The sequence below is a fragment of the Acetobacter fabarum genome (genome assembly GCF_029069195.1).
GTDB lineage: Bacteria > Pseudomonadota > Alphaproteobacteria > Acetobacterales > Acetobacteraceae > Acetobacter > Acetobacter fabarum_A.
The window spans coordinates 20132-40600 of sequence record NZ_JARDYK010000014.1 but is presented as its reverse complement, the minus strand read 5'-3'; the positions used below and the strand labels follow the sequence as shown (position 1 = coordinate 40600).

The 20469-nt window shown below is 47.4% G+C and carries 24 protein-coding genes and 1 tRNA gene; 16 read left to right on the top strand and 9 right to left on the bottom strand.

Annotation, left to right across the window (positions count from 1 at the left end):
* Positions 1-760 precede the first annotated feature (760 nt).
* Positions 761-1015, top strand: a complete 255-nt coding sequence (locus tag PY793_RS12915; RefSeq protein ID WP_275178423.1) for an AbrB/MazE/SpoVT family DNA-binding domain-containing protein — start codon at positions 761-763, stop codon at positions 1013-1015.
* The gene (locus PY793_RS12910) at positions 1015-1350 is read left to right on the top strand and encodes a type II toxin-antitoxin system PemK/MazF family toxin (protein ID WP_275178422.1); all 336 of its coding nucleotides are present in this window, start codon (positions 1015-1017) and stop codon (positions 1348-1350) included. The genes PY793_RS12915 and PY793_RS12910 overlap by 1 nt, the downstream gene beginning before the upstream one ends.
* Positions 1351-1871: 521 nt before the next feature.
* On the opposite strand, the gene PY793_RS12905 is transcribed toward PY793_RS12910, so the two are convergent.
* Entirely contained in the window at positions 1872-2444 is a 573-nt protein-coding gene (locus PY793_RS12905; protein ID WP_275178421.1) for a recombinase family protein, read from the bottom strand.
* Between the two features lie 211 nt (positions 2445-2655).
* On the opposite strand from PY793_RS12905, the gene PY793_RS12900 reads away from it, so the two are divergent.
* Positions 2656-3426 carry a DUF4755 domain-containing protein gene (locus PY793_RS12900; RefSeq protein ID WP_275178420.1) on the top strand — a complete coding sequence of 257 codons (771 nt, stop codon included), beginning with the start codon at positions 2656-2658 and terminating at the stop codon, positions 3424-3426.
* 15 nt (positions 3427-3441) lie between these two features.
* Here PY793_RS12900 and PY793_RS12895 read toward each other — a convergent pair whose 3' ends face one another.
* Entirely contained in the window at positions 3442-3828 is a 387-nt protein-coding gene (locus PY793_RS12895) for a hypothetical protein (RefSeq protein WP_275178419.1), read from the bottom strand.
* Positions 3829-4388: 560 nt separating this feature from the next.
* Here PY793_RS12895 and PY793_RS12890 point away from each other — a divergent pair.
* From PY793_RS12890 to PY793_RS12865, 6 genes are all read left to right on the top strand, one after another.
* A complete protein-coding gene (locus tag PY793_RS12890) occupies positions 4389-5657 on the top strand; it encodes a DNA-primase RepB domain-containing protein (RefSeq protein WP_275178418.1) in 1269 nt (422 codons plus the stop codon).
* A gap of 108 nt (positions 5658-5765) precedes the next feature.
* Complete coding sequence (locus PY793_RS12885; protein WP_275178417.1) at positions 5766-6647, top strand: GTPase family protein; 882 nt, start codon at positions 5766-5768, stop codon at positions 6645-6647.
* An 835-nt stretch (positions 6648-7482) separates the two neighbouring features.
* Complete coding sequence (locus PY793_RS12880; RefSeq protein ID WP_275178416.1) at positions 7483-7977, top strand: hypothetical protein; 495 nt, start codon at positions 7483-7485, stop codon at positions 7975-7977.
* Between the two features lie 13 nt (positions 7978-7990).
* Entirely contained in the window at positions 7991-8410 is a 420-nt protein-coding gene (locus PY793_RS12875) for a hypothetical protein (RefSeq protein ID WP_275178415.1), read from the top strand.
* Positions 8411-8724: 314 nt separating this feature from the next.
* A complete protein-coding gene (locus PY793_RS12870) occupies positions 8725-9123 on the top strand; it encodes a hypothetical protein (protein ID WP_275178414.1) in 399 nt (132 codons plus the stop codon).
* Positions 9123-10892 (top strand): hypothetical protein, encoded by a 1770-nt coding sequence (locus tag PY793_RS12865; RefSeq protein ID WP_275178413.1) that lies wholly within the window; start codon positions 9123-9125, stop codon positions 10890-10892. Before PY793_RS12870 ends, PY793_RS12865 begins: the two co-directional genes overlap by 1 nt.
* Before the next feature lie 53 nt (positions 10893-10945).
* On the opposite strand, the gene PY793_RS12860 is transcribed toward PY793_RS12865, so the two are convergent.
* The gene (locus PY793_RS12860; protein ID WP_275178412.1) at positions 10946-11599 is read right to left on the bottom strand and encodes a Flp family type IVb pilin; all 654 of its coding nucleotides are present in this window, start codon (positions 11597-11599) and stop codon (positions 10946-10948) included.
* 161 nt (positions 11600-11760) lie between these two features.
* Complete coding sequence (locus tag PY793_RS12855) at positions 11761-11946, bottom strand: Flp family type IVb pilin (protein WP_275178411.1); 186 nt, start codon at positions 11944-11946, stop codon at positions 11761-11763.
* A 430-nt stretch (positions 11947-12376) separates the two neighbouring features.
* Here PY793_RS12855 and PY793_RS12850 point away from each other — a divergent pair, with 430 nt between their 5' ends.
* Both PY793_RS12850 and PY793_RS12845 read left to right on the top strand, forming a co-directional pair.
* Complete coding sequence (locus PY793_RS12850) at positions 12377-12922, top strand: hypothetical protein (RefSeq protein ID WP_275178410.1); 546 nt, start codon at positions 12377-12379, stop codon at positions 12920-12922.
* The gene (locus PY793_RS12845) at positions 12919-13533 is read left to right on the top strand and encodes a recombinase family protein (RefSeq protein WP_275178409.1); all 615 of its coding nucleotides are present in this window, start codon (positions 12919-12921) and stop codon (positions 13531-13533) included. Before PY793_RS12850 ends, PY793_RS12845 begins: the two co-directional genes overlap by 4 nt.
* 4 nt (positions 13534-13537) lie before the next feature.
* Here PY793_RS12845 and PY793_RS12840 read toward each other — a convergent pair whose 3' ends face one another.
* From PY793_RS12840 to PY793_RS12820, 5 genes are all read right to left on the bottom strand, one after another.
* Complete coding sequence (locus tag PY793_RS12840) at positions 13538-14515, bottom strand: DUF6538 domain-containing protein (RefSeq protein WP_275178408.1); 978 nt, start codon at positions 14513-14515, stop codon at positions 13538-13540.
* 97 nt (positions 14516-14612) lie between these two features.
* A tRNA-Ser gene (locus PY793_RS12835) sits at positions 14613-14703 on the bottom strand.
* Between the two features lie 72 nt (positions 14704-14775).
* Positions 14776-15420 (bottom strand): phosphoribosylanthranilate isomerase, encoded by a 645-nt coding sequence (locus PY793_RS12830; RefSeq protein ID WP_275178407.1) that lies wholly within the window; start codon positions 15418-15420, stop codon positions 14776-14778.
* Positions 15421-15422: 2 nt separating this feature from the next.
* Positions 15423-16136, bottom strand: a complete 714-nt coding sequence (gene pyrF / locus PY793_RS12825) for an orotidine-5'-phosphate decarboxylase (protein ID WP_275178406.1) — start codon at positions 16134-16136, stop codon at positions 15423-15425.
* On the bottom strand, positions 16129-16494 hold the full coding sequence (locus PY793_RS12820; RefSeq protein ID WP_275178405.1) for a LapA family protein: 366 nt from the start codon (positions 16492-16494) through the stop codon (positions 16129-16131). Before PY793_RS12820 ends, pyrF begins: the two co-directional genes overlap by 8 nt.
* A gap of 224 nt (positions 16495-16718) precedes the next feature.
* Here PY793_RS12820 and pdxA point away from each other — a divergent pair, with 224 nt between their 5' ends.
* From pdxA to PY793_RS12795, 5 genes are read left to right on the top strand one after another with little or no spacing between them, the layout of a single operon-like run.
* Entirely contained in the window at positions 16719-17690 is a 972-nt protein-coding gene (gene pdxA / locus PY793_RS12815) for a 4-hydroxythreonine-4-phosphate dehydrogenase PdxA (RefSeq protein WP_275178404.1), read from the top strand.
* Positions 17687-18409, top strand: a complete 723-nt coding sequence (locus PY793_RS12810) for a pyridoxine 5'-phosphate synthase (RefSeq protein WP_275178403.1) — start codon at positions 17687-17689, stop codon at positions 18407-18409. Before pdxA ends, PY793_RS12810 begins: the two co-directional genes overlap by 4 nt.
* Entirely contained in the window at positions 18410-18742 is a 333-nt protein-coding gene (locus PY793_RS12805) for a hypothetical protein (RefSeq protein WP_275178402.1), read from the top strand.
* Between the two features lie 7 nt (positions 18743-18749).
* The gene (locus tag PY793_RS12800; RefSeq protein ID WP_275178401.1) at positions 18750-19946 is read left to right on the top strand and encodes an anhydro-N-acetylmuramic acid kinase; all 1197 of its coding nucleotides are present in this window, start codon (positions 18750-18752) and stop codon (positions 19944-19946) included.
* The gene (locus PY793_RS12795) at positions 19946-20437 is read left to right on the top strand and encodes a hypothetical protein (RefSeq protein ID WP_275178425.1); all 492 of its coding nucleotides are present in this window, start codon (positions 19946-19948) and stop codon (positions 20435-20437) included. Before PY793_RS12800 ends, PY793_RS12795 begins: the two co-directional genes overlap by 1 nt.
* The last annotated feature ends 32 nt before the right edge of the window (positions 20438-20469 follow it).

Genomic DNA, 20469 nt, shown 5'->3' with positions numbered 1-20469 from the left:
AAACCCCAGAAAACCAACACCTAAGCCGATTCATAAACCCATAAAAACTCTTAAAACCATCATAAAAATAATCATTAAATATGTTACAAAATGTCCATGAACGGCGCGGAGTGTTTTAGCTTATGAGCAAAACCGCCAAACACCCCGAAATGACAGGCCCACACACGAAGCCCCTGAACATTAACGCGCGCCATGACTAAACTTGCCCCGCCCCTAAAACTCAGTCCATCAGAGAAGAAGGAATATGCAGCGGGAGAAAACCGAAGTCTCATGACCGTAAACGACTGAATGTTTTTGAGGAGTCTGAGTTGGAAGATTATCTGGCTTGATGTTCCACAGCCGACAAAACGACAGGTCTTCATACCTTTGGGCGCATGACATGACTTGTTGAATACCAGAGCCGTAGCCCTACTACTCTGACACGCAGATACCAGCAGTTTCTACGTTGGGTCATGTAAGATGTAGCCATGCACATTCCGTGCGCCACAAGTGTGTATCACACAGCGGGAAGCCAAAAATTTTGTGCTGTAAAATCAACCACTTAAGTGGCGTGGCGGAGAGAGAGGGATAAAAAAATGCCCGAACCGCAACATATTGAGTTTACAGTAGTTTTTTACACAAAATCTTGATTTTTCCACTGTGTTACACCAGTGTGTATCACATGCATCTATCTAACTTGACAAGGTCATAAAATTTTTGACTTCATTATGTATATACGGTATATTCAGGCATAACGTTTATACATGACAGGGAGGTTAAAATGTCTGAGGCTATCGTAACAGCTGTTGGTAGCTGGGGGAATAGTGCTGGTGTTCGTCTTAATGCTTCCATTCTCCAAGAAGCCAATCTTCAAATTAAAGATAAGGTAGAGGTTAGAGTTTCAGGAGGAGAAATAGTTATTCGCCCTCAAAAAAAACGCCAGACCCTTGATGAACTTATGGCTCGTTTTGACCCTGAAAAGCATCGTCACGACTTGATGCTTGATGCTTTACCCGTTGGAAAAGAAACTATCTGATGGTTTATGCGCCAGAGCGGGGTGATATCTTCCTGCTCAATTTATCGCCCCAAGCTGGCAGTGAAATGGCTGGCGAGCATCGTGTTCTGGTTTTATCCGAACGTAACTTCAATGTCGGAACTGGCTGTTTCATAGCTTGTCCGATTACGACAAAAATTAAAGGCTCGCCTTTTGAAGTGGTGATTCCACTTGGGCTGAAGACACGTGGATGTGTGCTGGCGTCAGAAGTTAGGACGATGGATTACATTGCACGCAATGCAAAATTTATAGAAAAAGCACCAGCCACTCTGATTGATAATGTGACGGCTCTTATTTCAACGATTATTGGCCTATGAATTTAGGTATTGGTGTTGTTGACAGCCGCTATCGCGTTTAATGATATAAACAGTTCAAAGGTAAGAGGTATTTATGTCTCAGTCTAATTTGAAACCATGCCAAGATTGCGGGAAACAGCTTTCTCCATCCGCCAAGGCATGTCCGGATTGCAATTCAACTGATCCATTCCATTATGATTTGAAGAAGAGAAAAAGAGAAACAACTATCCTTTTGCTGGTTTTACTATTTATCATAGCCATTTTTGTAGCTTTTTATTTCCATATTCTTACCCCTAATATGGTAAGAAATTTTATATCCAACAACCTTAATCATTCTTAGAAAAGAAAAAGAAACAAATATCTCGAATCCCAGTAAAGAAAAATATTTCTTTACTGAGATTGCTCATAACCGAAAGTTAAAGAGAATAAAATGATTTAATGCATTATTTAAGTGGATGCAGCTCGTCCCAAAACTCCACGTTTCCGGGACATGGCAGAAAAGCTCTGGCTGTCATGTCTTAGTTTCATATCAGAACTGCGGTTTATGATACAGCCTGAACGGGGTTCATGGCTCTCCATGCTGTCATGCGTGAGGTATTCAGGATACGGGCTACCTCACTGACAGACTTCCCTTCCTCCCTGAGCCTCTGGGCGTGTGTTCTCTGATGTTTGGTCAGGGAACTCTTTCTCCCAAGATGAACACCATTGGCCCTGGCTGATTCCAGACCAGCTATACAGCGTTCCCTGATAATCTCCCTCTCAAACTCCGCAAAGCCAGCCAGAAGGGTCAGAAACAGTCTTCCCGATGGTTTGGCCGTATCAACCCCAAGATTGAGAATACGCACGCTTATGGCTTTTTCATGAAGCGTATCAATCAGGGACAGGACATCCACCGCATTGCGACCAAGCCTGTCCAGCTTCACCACAGTCAGCGTATCCCCCTTCCTTAGAGCCTTGAGCAGTCCTGAGAGCACAGGTCTCCGGTTCGCCAGCACACTCCCTGAAATTTTCTCTGTCCTGATCGTGCGGGAAGTCAGACCATAACGCACCAGCTCCTTGATTTGTGGGTCATTGGTCTGGTCGTCAGTTGATACGCGGGCATAGCCATAATCCATGTTATTTCTCCATCAATAATTACTCCATTGGTGATACAGATTTACGATACAGAAGTTTCATCAATAAAAATGCACTTATTCTACAATATCAGAAATATGTGTTTCTGGTATACTATATTGAAAGAGTTTTTTACATGATGGAGACTTGCGTGACGTTTAACAGGCCCAAAAAGATGTGCTGTTCCCTGTCCTCTGACATGGGAGTTTTGTCATGATTGTCATTGAAAAAGTCTCGGACGGGATTAATATTAAACAGGCAACAGACAAGTATATAGCTTGTCTTTTGTTCTTCAAAATTCCTGTTATATGTGCATCACTTTTGACGTTTTTGGGATTTCTAGCTGTTTTATTTGGCAGCGAAAGAAACGCACATGGAAGTATTATAACCTCTGCGATAGGCATGTTTGTAACTACATATTTTATATGTTTGCTTCCTTTTCCCATATTTTGGCTATTACGAATGGTATACTATAATTTGATTGGAGGTAGATTACTAAATAAAAAATACAGCGCAATATTAAATGTAGAATATTCAAAAATAAAACAAAAAATTGAAACCTATCAAAAGCCAATTATCTATGCCGATTATAGTCTTGCCATTCTTCAATGTCGCACTACTCGATTGGGGTGGTCCAAAGTGATGGCTTACCCCAACTTCATTGCGTTCAATGGACGAGACTTCTTCATGACCGACAATATAGGTCGCATGGTCAAGTTTAACTGGGATGACGTTCGCCAGTGGAGTCACGGCACACAAACAGGTGGAATGTTATATGGTGGAACCCCAAGCCAGGGCATTAACAATGAAATCGCCAATAGCCAACAGAGAGTAAAAAATGCAGAAGCCAGTGGTTTCTTTGTGACCATCAGGGATGTCAATCAACCTAAATGGCAGTTCGAGACTTCAGACCAAGCTCTACAAAACAAATGGATGGAAATCTTCCGTCAGGTCAAAGACGGAACCCTGAAACTCCAGGCCTGAATGAATTCACATCAGTCAGACACTTCCCATTTCCTGTCTGGCTGATGTTCCCTTTCTGAGGGATGTCATACACTTCCTGACCAGCATGGTGGCTTGCTTCTTCATTCTGTCAGGAGGTTCAATTCCCATACCCTGGAGACGTTCCAGCAAAGCCAGAACAGCAGAAGCATCCTCTGCACTGACAGCAGGTTTTCCATTGGAAGCCACCAAGGCTTTCCCTGCATTTCTGTCCTGTTTGATTTTTTCCAGAATAGCCAGTGTCAGCCACTCTCCGGCTTTCATGCCCTGCTTCCGGCTCTGTGTAATGACAGCTTGTCTGACATCAGCAGAAATTCCCCTGATGCCCCATGTTTTCGTAGTGTCTTCCATATGTTTCCTTCCTTGTTGAACAGATCTGTCCAACCAGTATGACAGGAATACAGGCAAGGAAGACTGGACATTGCAAGGAATGGCTCAACAGCCAGTTTGACTGGGATAATGAAAAGCCTGGACAACAAAAAACCCAGACTTGTGAGAATCTGGCTTCCATAACACAGATGGGAAACCACTCCATCCAATTACTGTTTTTTGTGTGATATTATTATGCCCTGCATGTTTGAATACATCAAGAAAAAACGCAATATATTAAAAATAATATTTTTATATTGAAATATTTCTATCATCTATGCTTTAATAAGAAAAAAGCCAGATGCAATAACATCTGACTTTCATAACCATGATGGAGACGAAACCACCGAGAAACAAAGACAACCACGTTTTATGATTTTGATTATGTAGTATTTAAATGAATTAGTCAAGAAAAAAATGTGCGTATTGGAAGTTTTTCTCCATCATTATTAAGGGAGAAAAATTTTATGGGCGCAATTTTAAAGAAAGAGATTTATACAGACCCAAGTGAAGCCAGAATATTACCCTATAATGGGCAAGCCTTTTTCACTCTCAATCGTATCAATAATGGGCATATGACCCAAAAAGCCTACAAGCTGGATCAGCTTGAGTTTGTCCTGTCCCATATTGCCAATGACAGGGATACCTACATGGCTCAGGGCTTCTTTTCCAGGCCATGCAGACGCGCCCTGTTCATAGAAACCATGACCCACGCCTATGTGGATATCGACTGCTACAAGACAGAATTTTTTCCAGACTGGATGACCAGACAGCAGAAGGTGCAAAGCATCCTCTCCTATTGTGATGACAATCTTATTCCTGTTCCTTCAGCCATCATCTCATCAGGACGTGGCATTTATCTCAAGTGGTATTGGGCCTCACCTATCCCAAGAGAGGCTGTAGGACGTGCTGTAGCCCTCAACAAACAGCTTGTGTCCCTGTTTGCCCCACTTGGTGCAGACCCGGCCTGTGTGGACGTATCCAGAATCCTGCGTGTTGTGGGAACCCTGAACAGCAAGAACAACCAGCCAGTAGAACTGTTGCACCAGACAGACAGGGATGGTCATGCCATGACCTATGTTTTTGATGATTTTGCAGACGAGGTTCTGCCCTATTCCCTTGAGCAGATACGCGAATGGAGAGAAGCCCAGAAAGAACGTTATGAAGCCAGGGGACAGGTCATTCATCTGGCACGTGAGAAAGCCAGGGAAAGGCTCAAGGCTGGCAACCGAAAGGCATTCAACAGGTTTGACTGGTCATGGCGTGTTGTGGAGGACATCAGGACCATAGCAGACAAAAAATATGGGGGTGTCATTCCTTACTGTGAGGAATCAGGGCATGTGGCTGGCCCTGACATGTATGCCCATATCGGGGCTTCCATGCTTGGCAATATCATCCCCTCCCAACAGCTATGGCCGGAAATCAAAACATGGGCTGGTCTCATCCTTCCTGCTTCCTATGTGAATGACAAAAGAAACCTGCTGGCTCATTCGTCCACCTTGCTCAAGAAAGCCAGGCAGGTTGCCAATATGACGGAAGAAGAACGTATAAGGAACGAGGAAGCCGGACTTAATCGTAAAGGAGCTTATCGTTATAAAACACAGACCATCATCGACAGGCTTGGTATTACCTCTGATGACATGCGAAATTTCAATCTCAAGGTGTTAATCGACAAGGACGAAAAACGCAGGAGAGACAGGGAAAACACCATGCACAAACGCAGAGAAGCAGGTGTTATGGAGCGTGTGGAATGGTTATCAATGGTAAAAGCAGATAGTGCAGAAAGCCGTAGACCATGGCTGTCGTTGGGAATTTCCAGAGCGACATATTATAGAAATAAATAATACATATTTAAATTATGAAAATTTCAGCATCCGAAAAATCATTGAATATTTCAAAGACATAGGTAAAATATTTTTCATCTTTTTTTACTATAAGATGGTGAAAGTCAAATGTCCAATTTTTTTTCAGAAAAGTTCGATACTAACAATGATGATAAAATAAAAATCAGACAGTTAATAGAGAATAGGATTAATAAAATAAAAACTTATACGCCGAAAATTGGCGTTTTTGGTGTTACTGGTGTCGGTAAGTCATCTTTATGCAATGCTCTTTTTGGTAAAGAAATTACAAAAGTTAGTGATGTACATGCTTGTACACGACAAATACATGAAATTAAAATTGGTTTTGACGAAAATGGTAGCCAAGGGATTATCCTACTAGATGTTCCTGGCCTCGGGGAAAGCCTAGAACGAGATAATGAATATAAAAAGCTTTATAGTGATATAATTAAAGACCTTGATCTCGTAATATGGGTCATAAAAGCAGATGATCGTTCATATTCTGTCGCTGAAGAAGCCTATAAAAATATTCTTTTACCTCACATTGATAGATGTCCCGTGTTTTTCGTAATAAGCCAAATCGATAAAATTAATCCTATTAGAGAGTGGGACGAAGCAAATAATAAACCAGGACCAACGCAAGAAAAAAATATTTTAGAAAAAGAAAAAAGCATTAGTGAAGCCTTTAATGTAAGCTTCCGCAATATTTCTGTCGTTTCTTCAACAGACAATTATAATGTTAGTGAAACTCTTGAAAAAATAATTGAAATACTCCCAAACGAAAAAAAATATTCCGTTTTTCGAGAAGCAAAAGAAAATTTAAAAAACGAAAAAATGGAAGAAAATGCTGAAAAAGGCGTCTGGCAAGGCATCAAAGATTGGATTGGAAATGCATGGAACGAAAATAAAGATTTAATTATTGAAGTTCTGTCCTCATCACTCATGGGAGTGGTAGGTAAAATTGGGAAGAAATTTTTGAGTTTATTGAAATAAATTAACGATTAGGTTGCGCCTATTTTTCAAAAAAATAAAAATAGGTGCAACACTTCGTGATATATCAGAATTTTTGAGACAGGTTGTGTCCCTACATATAATCTGCGAAGCCCCGAGATAAATTAAACCATAAAAATAAAGTCACAGATAGAAGAAAACTACCTGTAGAAACTCTTTTTAGGTTGGAATGTGTGAGCGTAGCATTGCGGAGCGACTAAAAGGAACAAACAACAATTTAGAGTCTCACGTGTGAAAAGAATAAACCAGGGCAATGAGCGAAGCGATGCCCATTACGCTAGTGAAGTAAGGTTTAATCTTAGGTCACATAGTGACCGGGGGTCTGGGGGGATTTTTTCAATTTTTTGACCAAAGTATCGATTTGGCTTTTGTGTGAGACTCAGCACTCCCTACATATAAACACACATTTCATGGAAATGCTCAGAATTGCCACATCATAAGCATTTTACCCTTCAGGCATATAATCCTACCCCTTAAAGATTTTTCGTTGCTCCATATGTCTTATGTCGTGTTTTCCGAGCTGTCCCGCGTGATGGAAATACCGGGTTTTTCCAGAACCTTGGTTTCTCTGGATTTTGGCATGATTTCCCTTTTTATCTCCATTGCTCAACAGGTTTTTATGTTGAGTAACGCGCTGTTTTTTCTTCTCATAGTCAACACAAAACCCTGTTGACCATTCCAAAAAAACATAACAACCATTCAACATAAATAATAAAATATGGTATTTATAAATATAGATTAACATTATACTTGATTTTATGTTTAATGTTATGTTAATATTTAATAATACAGCAACATAATTTAAAGGAGGGATATTATGGCAAAAGCCAAAAAAGCATTATTTACATCATTTGGTCTTCTCAATTTTCAGGAACGCAAGGTGTTGAATGAAGGCAATACGTTCTTTGAAGCAACACCAGAGGGTGGAAAGTCCGACAAGACGTTTTGCGTCACACTGGATGATGGAAAACAGATGTATTGCTATGTGAGCAACGACAAACTTGCTTTTTATAAGGCCAATCTGGATGGCACTCACAAGCAATGGCTGTTCAATGTTTTTCCGGATGGAGGCATATTTTCGGCTCATTCCATGGAAAACAAAAAACGTAAAAAAGAACAGGCCAAGGCTCAGGAACAGAAAACACAGCAGACTGGTGCTCAGAAGCCGGAACGCAGGACTTTGACGCTCCCCAAGGCTTCACATCAGAAAGCCCCTGTTGTCGTGGAAATCACAAAAAAGAAACGCAAATTCCCTTACCCTTCACCATTCAAACAGACAAAATTCACAAGAAGTTTTTCAGTTATTTTATAAGGAGAATTTTATCATGCAATTTCGATTATTAGACAATAAAGCCAGACCCAAATGGGAAATCAGTCGTTGGACATACAGCCCTGAAAGGAAACGAGCCATCAAAGAAACCCTTGGCACTTTCCCCTGCTACTATTCCCTGGTTTCCCGTGACATTCTGGATAAATGCACCACGCAGGAAAAAGCAGAGGTTCTGGAATGGTGGCGTGTCACCAGTGAAGCCGTAAACAGGGAGCGTGTCAGAAGTCAGGTCACAAAGCTTCCTGTTATCTTCAAAGACCTTGAAACCCTGCTAGATGTTATCCAGGATAGTCCTGAAGACCTCGCAGAACTCAAAAACCATGCCTATGCGTTGAAAGATACTGTCAGCAAGGTGGTTCGCAGGAAGTCACGCCAACAGAAAAATCAGGAAGCAGTCAACAGCAGTCCCGCTTGACCTTTCCTTATGCTTCTCCCTTCATAGTCAACAGGGTTTTATGTTGACTATTCCCCTATTTTTATAAAATCACATCAACACAAAATTATGTTTAAGTTTTCAGGTATGTAACACATTTTATGTAAAGCACCTGTATTAGACTTACAAAATACATTTTTATACCTGTTTATGTTTTCTCATCTTGTTTGCCATCTCCCTTGTTATCTTTTGAGTATAGCCAGGCATACCAGTATCCGCTTCGCGTCTTCTGGTAACTGGCAAGGGGGAAAATGCTTTTCCCCCGTTGACCCCCATTTAAGCAGGAGACCCATTTCATGAGTGAAAAAAGAAAACTGAAAAAATCGTTACTGGTTCGTCTGGATGATGAACAATATGCGTGCATTACAAACCATGCCAGACAGCGTGACATCACAGCCAACAGTCTTGTGCGCGAGTGTCTGGCAGGTGCTCTTTCTCCCTCTGATACATATCAGAAGGTCAAGCCAGTCAAAGCCTATAGTCCACGCACACCTCCCAAGCCGGAATACATCAAGGAGCTTTACAGGCTCAGGGAAAGCACGGCTGAACTGTGTGGGGCACTGGTGCAATACGCCATCAAATCACGTCAGGAGGGTCATGTCATGGCTCATGCTGAAGCAGAATCCCTTATCCCTGATGTGCGTGAAGCCGTGCGTAATCTGGACAGGCTCCGCAAGAAGCTTGAAGGAAAATAATGATTAGCGGGGCTACACGTGGCAAGGGTGGCTCAGGACTATGGCGTCACCTTCTAGACTACAAGCGTCAGAATGATGCTGTCATGGTCGGTGCATCACGTGGGTTGATTGAAACTGGCACGAAAGACCAGATTAAAGAACTCACCCATATTGGCAGTTATGCCAGCCATTCCAAGCCTCTCCACCATGTTCATGCAGACCCCGCGAAAGACTGGACACCAGACCAATGGGCTGATTTCTGGAAGTTCTATGAAAATGAATTTTCTCTTCAAAAACAGCCCTTCACTGAAGTTGTGCATGTCAAACATGGTCGGGAACATAAACACAGGGTGTATTCCCTTCTGTTGCCATCCGGTTCCTGTATCCGAATGGATAACGATTTCATCAGACGTGAGAAACTGAATCGGCTGGCTGAAATACGCACAGGAGAACCCATCCTGTCCGGCAGACATAATGGTGCTGTTATCAAGGCTCTGGGTGCAGAGGGCAAAACAGTAGAAGCCCAATTACTCAGGAATGCCGGACTGGAAGGCACACGCACCAGAGGGAAACTGAAGCCCCAGGAACGTGCTCAACAGGAACGCACCCATATTGATAAGGCTGGTCTGGCTGTAATCGTTCTCAAGGGCTGGAAGAGCTTTGTCCCGACTGTTCTCATGGAGCAGTTAAAGACCTATGGCTGTCATCTGGCTATGGGGGATAAGGGGCCAGTTGTCATGGACCAGACGGGGAATGTTCATGCGCTGAACAGGCTGGTCAACATGGCTTCCAAAGCAGAGGGAAAACCTTTGAAAATCACAGCAAAACAGGCTGTGAACTACGTCAGGGGGTATGACCTCCCATTTTATGCAGACATTCAGAAGAAAGGAAAAATTAATGACAGAACCATTCCAGAACTCGGAACAGGACAAGAGGATTACTTTATATCAGCAGACCTACCAGGAAGCCTGTGGAGCGAACAGAAACACACAGGACATTCTCGACCTGATGAGCAACCAGACAGGAGACAAACCCTCACCCATCGACCAGATACAGCAGTTGCTCGAAACCATCGCACAGCAACAGGTTCAAATCCTGTCATCACAGGGGAAAATTTTGCAAAGACTATCAGCACTGGAAAGCTGAACAGACATATCACCCACGTTGCCAGCCTGTCCCATAGTGTTCTTATTACCCCGGATTATATCAGGGACATAAAAACCCAATTGAAAGAATCCAAACAGGCAGACTGGTATTTTTATCGCAGAGCCTATCAGAACCTTAAAAACCAGCAATACTGGCTTGACCAATGCACCAACAGCATTGACAGCAACATTCTGCTTTTGCTGGTGGAACTGCTCCTGAGCCTGTTTTTTGGTGGGTCTGTGACCATCAGAAACAAGCCTTATCCCATTGCCATGAATTTTGGGCTTCCTGCTCCCATCAGTGATGCGACATGGAACATGATGAGCGATGACCAACAGGACAATATCCTGTTTGAAAGTTATCTTTTATACAGGGCATCCTACAGGAATTATCAGAAGTTACATGCCCAACAGACCAGGATTCCTGTCACGTTTGAGTTTTTCCTGAACCTGCATGGCAAAGATATGCTGACACAGATGATTGCCAGAAATGTGGGCTATCTGGAAAACAAAGTCATCGACAGGAAGAACAGGGAAATTGACGCGGAAAATGCGAAAATTCTTCAGGACACAAATGACAACATGGCATGGATGAAACAAAACAATTCAGACGTTGCAAGCCATGGAAACACATTGAAAATGTAAGGAAATACTCATAAAAAAGGAACCTCGAAAGGTTCACTCTGAGTGGTTTTTTGTTATGAACCTTTCATCAGTTGTTCTGACATTGTGTTCCATAAACCATCGACACTGTATACATGACCTTGTGCAGTTGTAACTTCTATTGAATTACTATTCTGTGCCCCCGATTCAATAAGACGGTTTCCGTTTGCATAAGCTTCCAGACCTTCAGAAGCCTTTTCCCAAGACGTTATAGGTTGATGAGTTGATGTATCATAAAGACCAAATACATGTGTAATTTGATCATTTGGATTTTTCTGATTGTAATCGTTCAATAAAGATAAGTCACTGCTTGCCCAGACGTTGGAATTTGGTGCGTCACTATTTTCTCCTCCCAAACTACTATCTAAATAACTATCATTAAAATTATCCGATAACGAATCTTTCAATTTATTCATGTCATCTCCTGTTGTAATTTGAGTTATCGGGGCTCCATTAGAGCTTCCACTGGAGCCAGTAGAACTACTACCGCTAGAATTACTATTGGTAGAACCAGAGCACTCCCCCGACCCTCCAAGATATTTGGATACGGTGCAATAAGTATTTGATAAATTCATACCAACTGCGGACATGCCACTAACAGCCAAAACACCAATCAAAGAGGCAATAAGGCCATATTCTATGGCTGTCGCCCCAACATCCTGTTGTATTTTCTTTTTATAATAAATCATGATTTGAAATCCTCCTTTGTATATATACAATTTTATTGTAATATATATTCATGAATAACTTCAAACATATCGAGCTATTTGAAAAATTCTTTTCATACTCTGGGCAAAAAAAAGGAACCCCAGAAGGTCCCCCTCTACTATTTCAAACCTGTTTCTGTGGGTTAACTACCAGATGCAGAAGATGCTTCAGCTAAAGAAGAACCAACAGAAGTAAACACACTTTTAAGGTCTCCACCAACAGTTCCAACGGCACCAATAATTGCTACAGAAATCAAGGCAGCAATCAGACCATACTCGATAGCTGTAGCACCAATTTCATTTTTACGAGTTTTAACTAAAGTTTTCATATGAAAATCCTCCAAATATTAATATAGATCACCACATACTTATGATGCCTTGAATATATGATACTGCATTGATTTGCATATTTTCAATAAAACGAACTTTTATGATTTATTTTCTTGACATTATCATTTATGTATAAAATAATGATTATATGTTGTATTGACATAAGTGACCATCAAACTCCCTCCCGAAAGCAGTTTGGTGGTTTTTTGTTGCCCGTAAAAAATTTCCAAAAATGTGAGTCTGTAATTTTCTTCAAAAGACCATTACAAAGTAATTGTGAAATAATTAAATAAATACTGTTTCAAAAACTTGACTTTTTGAATACGCATTCCTTATTATGTAAATACAAATGGAAAATCGTATTCAATATTGTATATTCAAAAGTATTTTAGAAAATAATCCCTGATTAACAATTTAAGGAGATATTTTATGAGTGAAATTACATTCCGCACTGGAAACCTGACCGTCCATCATATTTTTTCACCTGTTGAGGGGTTTGATGACATCGCACCAGGATATGTGGAGAATTTCAGGATATTCCTGCAATCCTCTAAAATTACAAAAGCAATGCAGGAAGCCTATATTTCCGCATTGCGTGAATTCCCGGTATATCCCGAAAGCAACAAGCTTGAAGACACGATAGAAGAACAAGCCTATAAATTATTAGATTTATATAATTCTGATGCCATCCGGAATATTCTGGACGTGCTCACTCCACAGATTATTGAAAAATATGGCGAAGACCAGTTATCCGTTTTCATAGTGGCTTTTCTGGAAGGCGTTTTAAGGGATATTGAAATCATAAAGGGGGATGGCAAAAATCGCATGTCCTATTTCAATCTTGACCTTGATTGTGGCTGTGCTTCTGTCCTGAAGAGCTACTTTCCTGATGATTATGCATTGGGAGATTATCTGGCCCGCTATTTCCTTGCGGACAGAGTGACAGCCCTGCATGTCTTTGGCGGTGTGCAATGATTTATGGATATGCACGTGTCAGCACCAGAGACCAGTCGACTGATATGCAGGTCAGTCGATTGCTGGAAGCCGGGATTCCAAAAGAAAGAATTTTTATGGATGTCATTTCCGGTGCAACAGAAGACAGGCCACAGTTAAACAGTTTGCTGAATCTGTTGAACAAGGGTGATGTTATGACTGTCTGGAAGGTGGACAGGCTTGGAAGAAGGACGGCCCATCTCGCACGATTGCTGGAAGAATTTGACCAGAAAGGGATAACAGTCAGAAGTCTGACAGAGGGGGTGGATACGTCAGACAGGTCAAGCCGTGTCAGTTATCTGCTGATGTCAGTCATTGCTCAAAATGAGCGTGAAACCATTAATGAGCGCATTAGAAGTGGCATAGACCATGCCCAGAAATACGGAACGAAAACAGGTCGTCCCATAGGCAGACCCAAAGCCAGTTCTGCAAAAGTGCAACATGCTCTGGACCTTTTAGCCTCTGGAAAAAGCTACAGACATGCATCTTCCATTGCTGGCGTGTCTTTAGCCACATTGGTCAGACGTGTTCAGGCCATGCAACAGAAGAACCAGTTCACACGCCAGACCAGTATTTTTGAGGCGTTGAAGTAACCTGCTACCAGAGGAATGTCCCATTCCGGTCAGCCAGATGGTCAAGGAATGCAGGGTATTTCACCTTGTCCATAAACAGTTTAGCTTCTTCATATGAGGTGAAAGCCCTGCGAATATCCTCCTGACGTAGCTGTTTTTCCTCCAGGGTTCTTCCGCGACCTTTGACATCAGCAAAGCCCCTGTCCGCAACATACCCACAGGACACAGCCCAAGCCATGAAGGTGCGGATTTCTGACATCTGACGTTCAATGGTTTTCGTCTTGCGAACCTGTCCATCCCGGCCCGGAGTGTCGCGCAGATGGTCTGCATAGCGTTTCACGTCAGCCTTGGTCATATCCCGCATGGGTTTGCGACCAATGACAGCAAGCACCTGCTTCATCGTGGTGTTATAGGCTGAGATGGTTTTTCTGCTGTAGCCGGGATGGTCCCGAAAAAATTCTTCAACAAGGTCCGGCCATGGTGTCATGGAATAGGTGTCTGATTCTGCTGTTTCCTCAGTAACAGAAGCAACAGGAGCAGGACTTGCCACACCACCAAGTTTGATGGCTCTTTCCAGCCCTTCGGTAACACCTTTGCTGTGTGCTTCCTGCCATGCGTCAGTCAGGATTGTCAGGTGTTCCAGATGTTCCCTGTCTTTACGAACGTCATGTTCCAGCAGACCAATGCGGGCTTTCATCCACTCAGCAACAGCCTTGATGTCATTTTCCGGTAGCTGGCTGATTTCCTCCTGATGACGTTGCAGAAAGTTTTTCAGGTCAGAAGCCGTAATCTGTTCATCTCTGTAGGCTGTGATGGCTTGAGCGAGCTTCTGACGCATGTCGTTCCAGATATTTGACAGTGTAGCGACCAGAGCCACAGCCCTGTTTCTGGCTGTCATTCTATCATGGGTTTTCAGGCTTTTAACAACATAACATCCCATAAGGGGACGCAGATCAGCAGGGTTCCTGACACGCAGATACCAGCAGTTTCTACGTTGGGTCATGTAAGATGTAGCCATGCGCATTCCATGTGCCACAAGTGTGTATCACACAGCGGGAAGCCAAAAATTTTGTGCTGTAAAATCAACCACTTAGGTGGTGTGGCGGAGAGAGAGGGATTCGAACCCTCGGTACGCTATTAACGTACACACGCTTTCCAAGCGTGCGCCTTAAGCCGCTCGGCCATCTCTCCGGCGCGAGGACGGTAATAGCAAGATTATAGGAACAGGCAAGAGGGAAAAAGTCCTCCTGCTCTGTTTTTTCCTTAAATCCTGTCCGCCTGCCGTGCATTGCGCACAAATTGCGCAATCAAGTCCGGGTTCTTGATGCCAGGGGCACTTTCTACTCCCGACGACACATCCACATCACGAGCCCCCGTGAGACGGATAGCTTCTGCCACGTTATCAACCCTGAGCCCCCCGGCAAGCATCCACGGAAATAAAGGCTTCCACCCTGCCAGCATGGCCCAGTCCAGCTTCTGGGCATTTCCTCCGGGGCGGGTTGCATCTTTGGGGGGGCACGGCTCTATGAGCATTTTCTGAACAGGGCAGGACGCTGGCAGATCCCCGGCCGCCGCGACAGGGAACGAAAGCCAGACAGGCAGGCCGAATACCTGCGCAACCTGCCGAGCGCGCTCCTCTGACGCATAAATCTGCAAGACATCGAGCGCAGCATGGTCCAGAACCCGGGAGATGTCTTCATCCCGTGGATGCACAAACAGGCCAACGGTCCGAGCCTGCCCCACACCTCGGGCAGCAAGCCCTGCCGCCTGTCGCGACGCTACACAGCGTGGAGAGCGGTCAAAAAAAACAAAGCCAATCCAGTCTGCCCCGTGTTCCACACAGGCATCAAACCCCGCTTCCTCCGTAATGCCGCAGATTTTAACACCTGTGCGCAAACGTTGGGGCATATTCAGCTTTCCAGTTCCGCCATAATGGCAGCAGCCGCGACTGCTGGTTCTGCCGCCTGTGTTATGGGACGACCGACCACAATCCAGTCCGCGCCTGCATCCCGCGCCTGAGCAGGGGTCATGACCCGCTTCTGATCCCCTTTTGCTACGCCAGCAGGACGAATACCGGGAGTGACAATAACCGGGTCACTTCCCAGGTCATCTCGCAGTACATCCAGTTCATGGGCGGAGCAGACCAGACCATCCATACCCGATTCAACAGCCAGCCTGGCCAGACGACGCACCTGTGCCCGCGCGCCATCCATAACACCGGTTTCCGCCAGCCCCTGATCGTCCAGACTGGTCAGAACCGTAACGCCCAGCAGCAGAGGACGCTGCCCTTGAGGAAAAGCTTCATCACAGGCAGCGCGAGCGGCCTCCATCATGGCGCGACCACCCGAAGCATGCAGCGTGAGCATACGTGGACGCAGATGCGACAGGGAGCGCACCGCTGCGCCAACCGTATTGGGGATATCGTGCAGTTTCAGGTCCAGAAACAGCGGTGAGTCACCTGCAACATCTGCCACGGCCTGAAAACCGGCAGCATAGGTAAACTCAAGCCCCAGTTTGATAATACCAGACACGGGTGCCACATCCCGCACCCATTGCCGCGCCTGAGCAGGGTCCTGTGTATCCAGAGAAACAATAAGGCCGGTGCGCCGGTGTATTTTAGACATTGGAGTGTTCTTCGCTCCCTGCGGGGTTAAGCGGTAGCGTCACAACAGGCTGCTCATCAGGAGCAGACACTACGGGAGGAGCACGATTAGCCAGCATGGCCCGCACCTGTGCCAGTTGCGCCTCCAGATCCCGGACCTGCTGCTCGGCCTTGCGCGCCCTGCGCCCCTGCCGGAACTCAACCACCCACAGGCAGAACGCTCCGAGCAGAAAAGCCAAAGCCCCCACACTCAGGGCCAGCACACCCAGCGAGCACTTCCAGCTATATGTGAGCATCCACATATCTAGCGGATCCTGATTACTGGCACTGAACACAACAAGTGCAAGCAGGAACGGTACAACAATTATGAGCCTGATCATGGTGATGTGGTAGCCCTATCCTACGCAAAGAACAAGAATGGCAGACAAACCAGCCGCAAGACAGCCTGTACCACCTTATCACGGTCTTTTAACCACGTGTTGGCATAAACACATACTCCGCACACCTCTACCCGACTGCCCCCCTTTACGCGCGCGCTTTTCTGCGTTTCTCTGCCAGAAGTCCAGACAAACACAACAACAAGACAAATAAGGAAGATACAGCCATGCTGGTTCTGACTCAGGGTGACCCGGCCAGTATTGCGCCCGAAATTACCGCCACGGTCTGGCAGACACTGCGCCAGAACGGGCCTGCCTTTGCATACGTGGGCGACCCCTCCCTGCTGGAGCGGCGCGTGCCGGTACAGACCATTCGCTACCTGTCCGATGGTGCGGATGTGTTTGGCCATGCCCTGCCTGTACTACCCCTGCGTCTGGCTACACCTCCTGCACCGGGGGAACCAGACCGCCGTAATGCCGCCAGTGTGATTGAGAGTATTCGCCTGGCCACAGAACTCACCCTGAGCGGGGAGGCCTCGGCCATGATCACCAACCCGATCAGCAAGGAAGTCGTGCAGGGGGCGGGGTTTCGGCATCCCGGTCATACGAGCTATCTGGCAGAGCTCTGCCAGACACCTGGGGATGAAGTCATGCTGCTGGCTGGCCCCTCCCTTAAAGTCGTGCCCATTACCGTGCATGTTGCCTTGCGGGATGCCATCACCCAGCTTTCCACGGAACTGATCATCCGCACCGCCCGCACGGTAGCGGCAGGCCTGCAACGCGACTTTGGCCTGCGCCACCCAAGACTGGCCTTTGCGGGCCTGAACCCCCATGCAGGCGAACACGGGTTGATGGGGCATGAGGAACAGGAGATTATTCTCCCCGCCATAAACGCCCTGCGCCATGAAGGGCTGCATGTCAGCGGCCCACTGCCGCCAGACACCATGTTCACCCCCCATGCCCGCACACAGTATGACGTGGCCCTGTGCATGTACCATGATCAGGGCCTGATCCCGCTCAAGACACTGGACATGGCCGAAGGCGTGAACGTAACCCTTGGCCTGCCCATTATCCGCACATCGCCAGACCACGGGACGGCATTTGACATAGCAGGCCAGAACAAGGCAGACCCACGCAGCCTGACAGCGGCCATAAAACTGGCCGCAACGCTGGCCGCGAACAGAAGGAAAAAGGCATGAGACCGGCCATCAGGCTTGGCGTCAACATTGACCATGTTGCCACCGTCCGTAACGCCCGTGGGGGCCAGCACCCCGACCCCGTAGCCGCGGCCCTGCTGGCCGTGCAGTCTGGAGCCGATGGCATCACGGCCCACCTGCGGGAAGATCGGCGCCATATCCGCGATACAGACCTCGAGCGCCTGCGTTCCGAGGTAGGCGCCCCCCTGAACATGGAAATGGCCGCAACGCAGGAAATGCTCGCCATTGCCCAGAACCTGCGCCCCCATGCCTGCTGCCTTGTGCCTGAACGCCGCGAGGAACTGACAACCGAAGGCGGGCTGGACGTAGCAGGCCAGTCCATAGTACTGACGCCAACAGTCCATGCGCTCAAGGAGCAGGGCATCCGGGTTTCCCTGTTTATTGACCCCGACCCCACCCAGATTGCCGCAGCAGCCGCCATGGGTGCACAGGTTGTGGAACTGCATACCGGAGCCTACGCACAAGACCGGGTGGGGGAGCTGGAGCGTCTGCGACGCGCGGCTTCTCAGGCTGCCAGCCTAGGGCTGGAAGTGCATGCAGGCCACGGCCTGACTTACGACAATGTAGGGCCTGTTGCCGCCCTTGCCCCCGTACGGGAACTGAACATCGGCCATTTCCTGATCGGTCAGGCCATTTTTGACGGGCTGCCAACAGTTATCCAGACCATGCGCGCCCATATAGACAAAGCAGCAGGACACTAAATGAAAGAACAGGACTACAAGGCCCCAAAGGCGCTCATGGCGGCGGTTGTAGGCATGGGGGTGCTGATCATTATAGGTGTGGTTGTGCTGGTAGGCGTGGTCATCCACCGCATGAACGCTCCCCACCCGCCTGCCCTGACCAGCGCCACCCCGCTAACGGACGTTCGAGACGCCCATCTTGCCCTTGGGCCGGACGAACATATGCTGGCCATAACCCGCGTACATGATGACCTTCTGGCCATCCAGATCGCGGGCAGGGAGCACGAGCGGATCATGCTGTGGAATGTGGCCACCGGGCAGGTTCAGCCCGGACTGGACACCACACACCCCTGATGCGCTGATGCCTGTATCCCCTCCCCCGTTTACGCCAGATGGCAGCCTGAACGCACTGGGCCTGATGAGTGGTACATCGCTCGACGGGGTGGATGCCGCACTCATCCGCACGGATGGCACGTCCATTACCGCCCACGGACCATACCTGACCTTGCCCTACCCGGCACACATACGCCAGAACCTGCGCCAGCTCCTTGATAGCGCCCCCACCCTTACCCCAGACAATGCTGCACTCAAGGAGGCCGAACACGCCCTGACGCAGGTGCATGTGCAGGCCGTGCATCGCCTGCGCCAGCTTGCGCCGGACTGGGCGGTGGATGTTGTGGGTTTTCATGGCCAGACCATTCTGCACCAGCCCGGACGCACATGGCAGATCGGGGATGCAGCCTGCCTTTCCGCCCGGACCGATCTGCCTGTGGTCCATGATTTTAGAAGTGCCGATGTTGCCGCGGGGGGAGAGGGGGCCCCTCTGGTCCCGCTTTACCACGCCGCCCTGCTCCGCAAGCGCCCCGGCCCGGTTGCGGCACTCAACATTGGTGGCGTTGCCAATCTTACCCTTGTAACCAGTGATGGGCGCATTCTTGCGTGCGATACCGGGCCGGGCAACGCCCTGCTGGATGACTGGGCCTACCAGCACACCGGCATACCGTGCGATACCAATGGCCAACTGGCGCGTCAGGGTACAGCCAACCCCGCTCTGGTGGACCGGCTGCTCGCACACCCATTTTTCCATAAACCTGCCCCCAAGTCGCTCGACCGGATGAGCTTCCATAGCGCTCTGGCGCAGATCGGAGCACTTGGTGCTGCGGATGGTGCGGCAACACTCACCGCCTTTACCGCGCGGAGTATTGCCTGCACTCCGCTCCCAGAACAGCCACGGGAATGGTTTGTCTGCGGGGGAGGCCGGCACAACCCGGCCCTTATGGCGGCTCTTGCCCAAGCCCTGCCCGGCTCCCTTTACTCTGCCGAACAGCTTGGCTGGAACGGAGACGCGCTGGAAGCGGAATGTTTTGGTTTTCTGGCGGTACGCAGCCTTGCCGGGTTGCCCCTTTCCCTCCCCACCACAACGGGTGTACCGTCTCCGCAGACAGGTGGGCGGCTGACTTGCATGAACATTACACCACGGGGGCGTCGGCTCTGGTCACATACACACGCGGATAGCCCTTCCCTCCCCATTCAGACTGACAGGAAAGACCTTGCTTGATGAAACGTTTTTTCGCGCTTTGCATTGTCTTGCCCAGCCTGGGCTTCGTAGCCGTGCACCACAATGCCGCAGCCCAGACCATGCTGGATAACAGCGCCCAAAAAGCATCGCCTTTTGTCAAGGAAACGCTCAAATCACTGACAACGCGTTTTTCTGCCGCACACCCCAAGTTCCGTAACCTGAGCGTACATACCAACAGCGACAAAAAACAGGTTATCTGCGGGCAGGTCAGCCTGAGCGAAAACAAGAGTCCAGCCGAAGACAGTTTTCTGTCCTTTGGAGCTGCGGAGGATTCGGAACAGCCGGTAGTGTACGAATCCCGGTCCATCCCCACCACACTGGACTCGCGCGAGGCCAATCAGTGGATCAACCATGGCGCTGATCTGGAAGAACTGGAAGAACTGGGTTGCGTGCCAGAGGGTAGCTACCGCCAGTACGGCGACAGCCTGAACAAGGTGTTGCAGGAACACAAGATCAACACCAGACGCTAACCTCTTTTGCCCCTGCCCCTTATAACAATCAC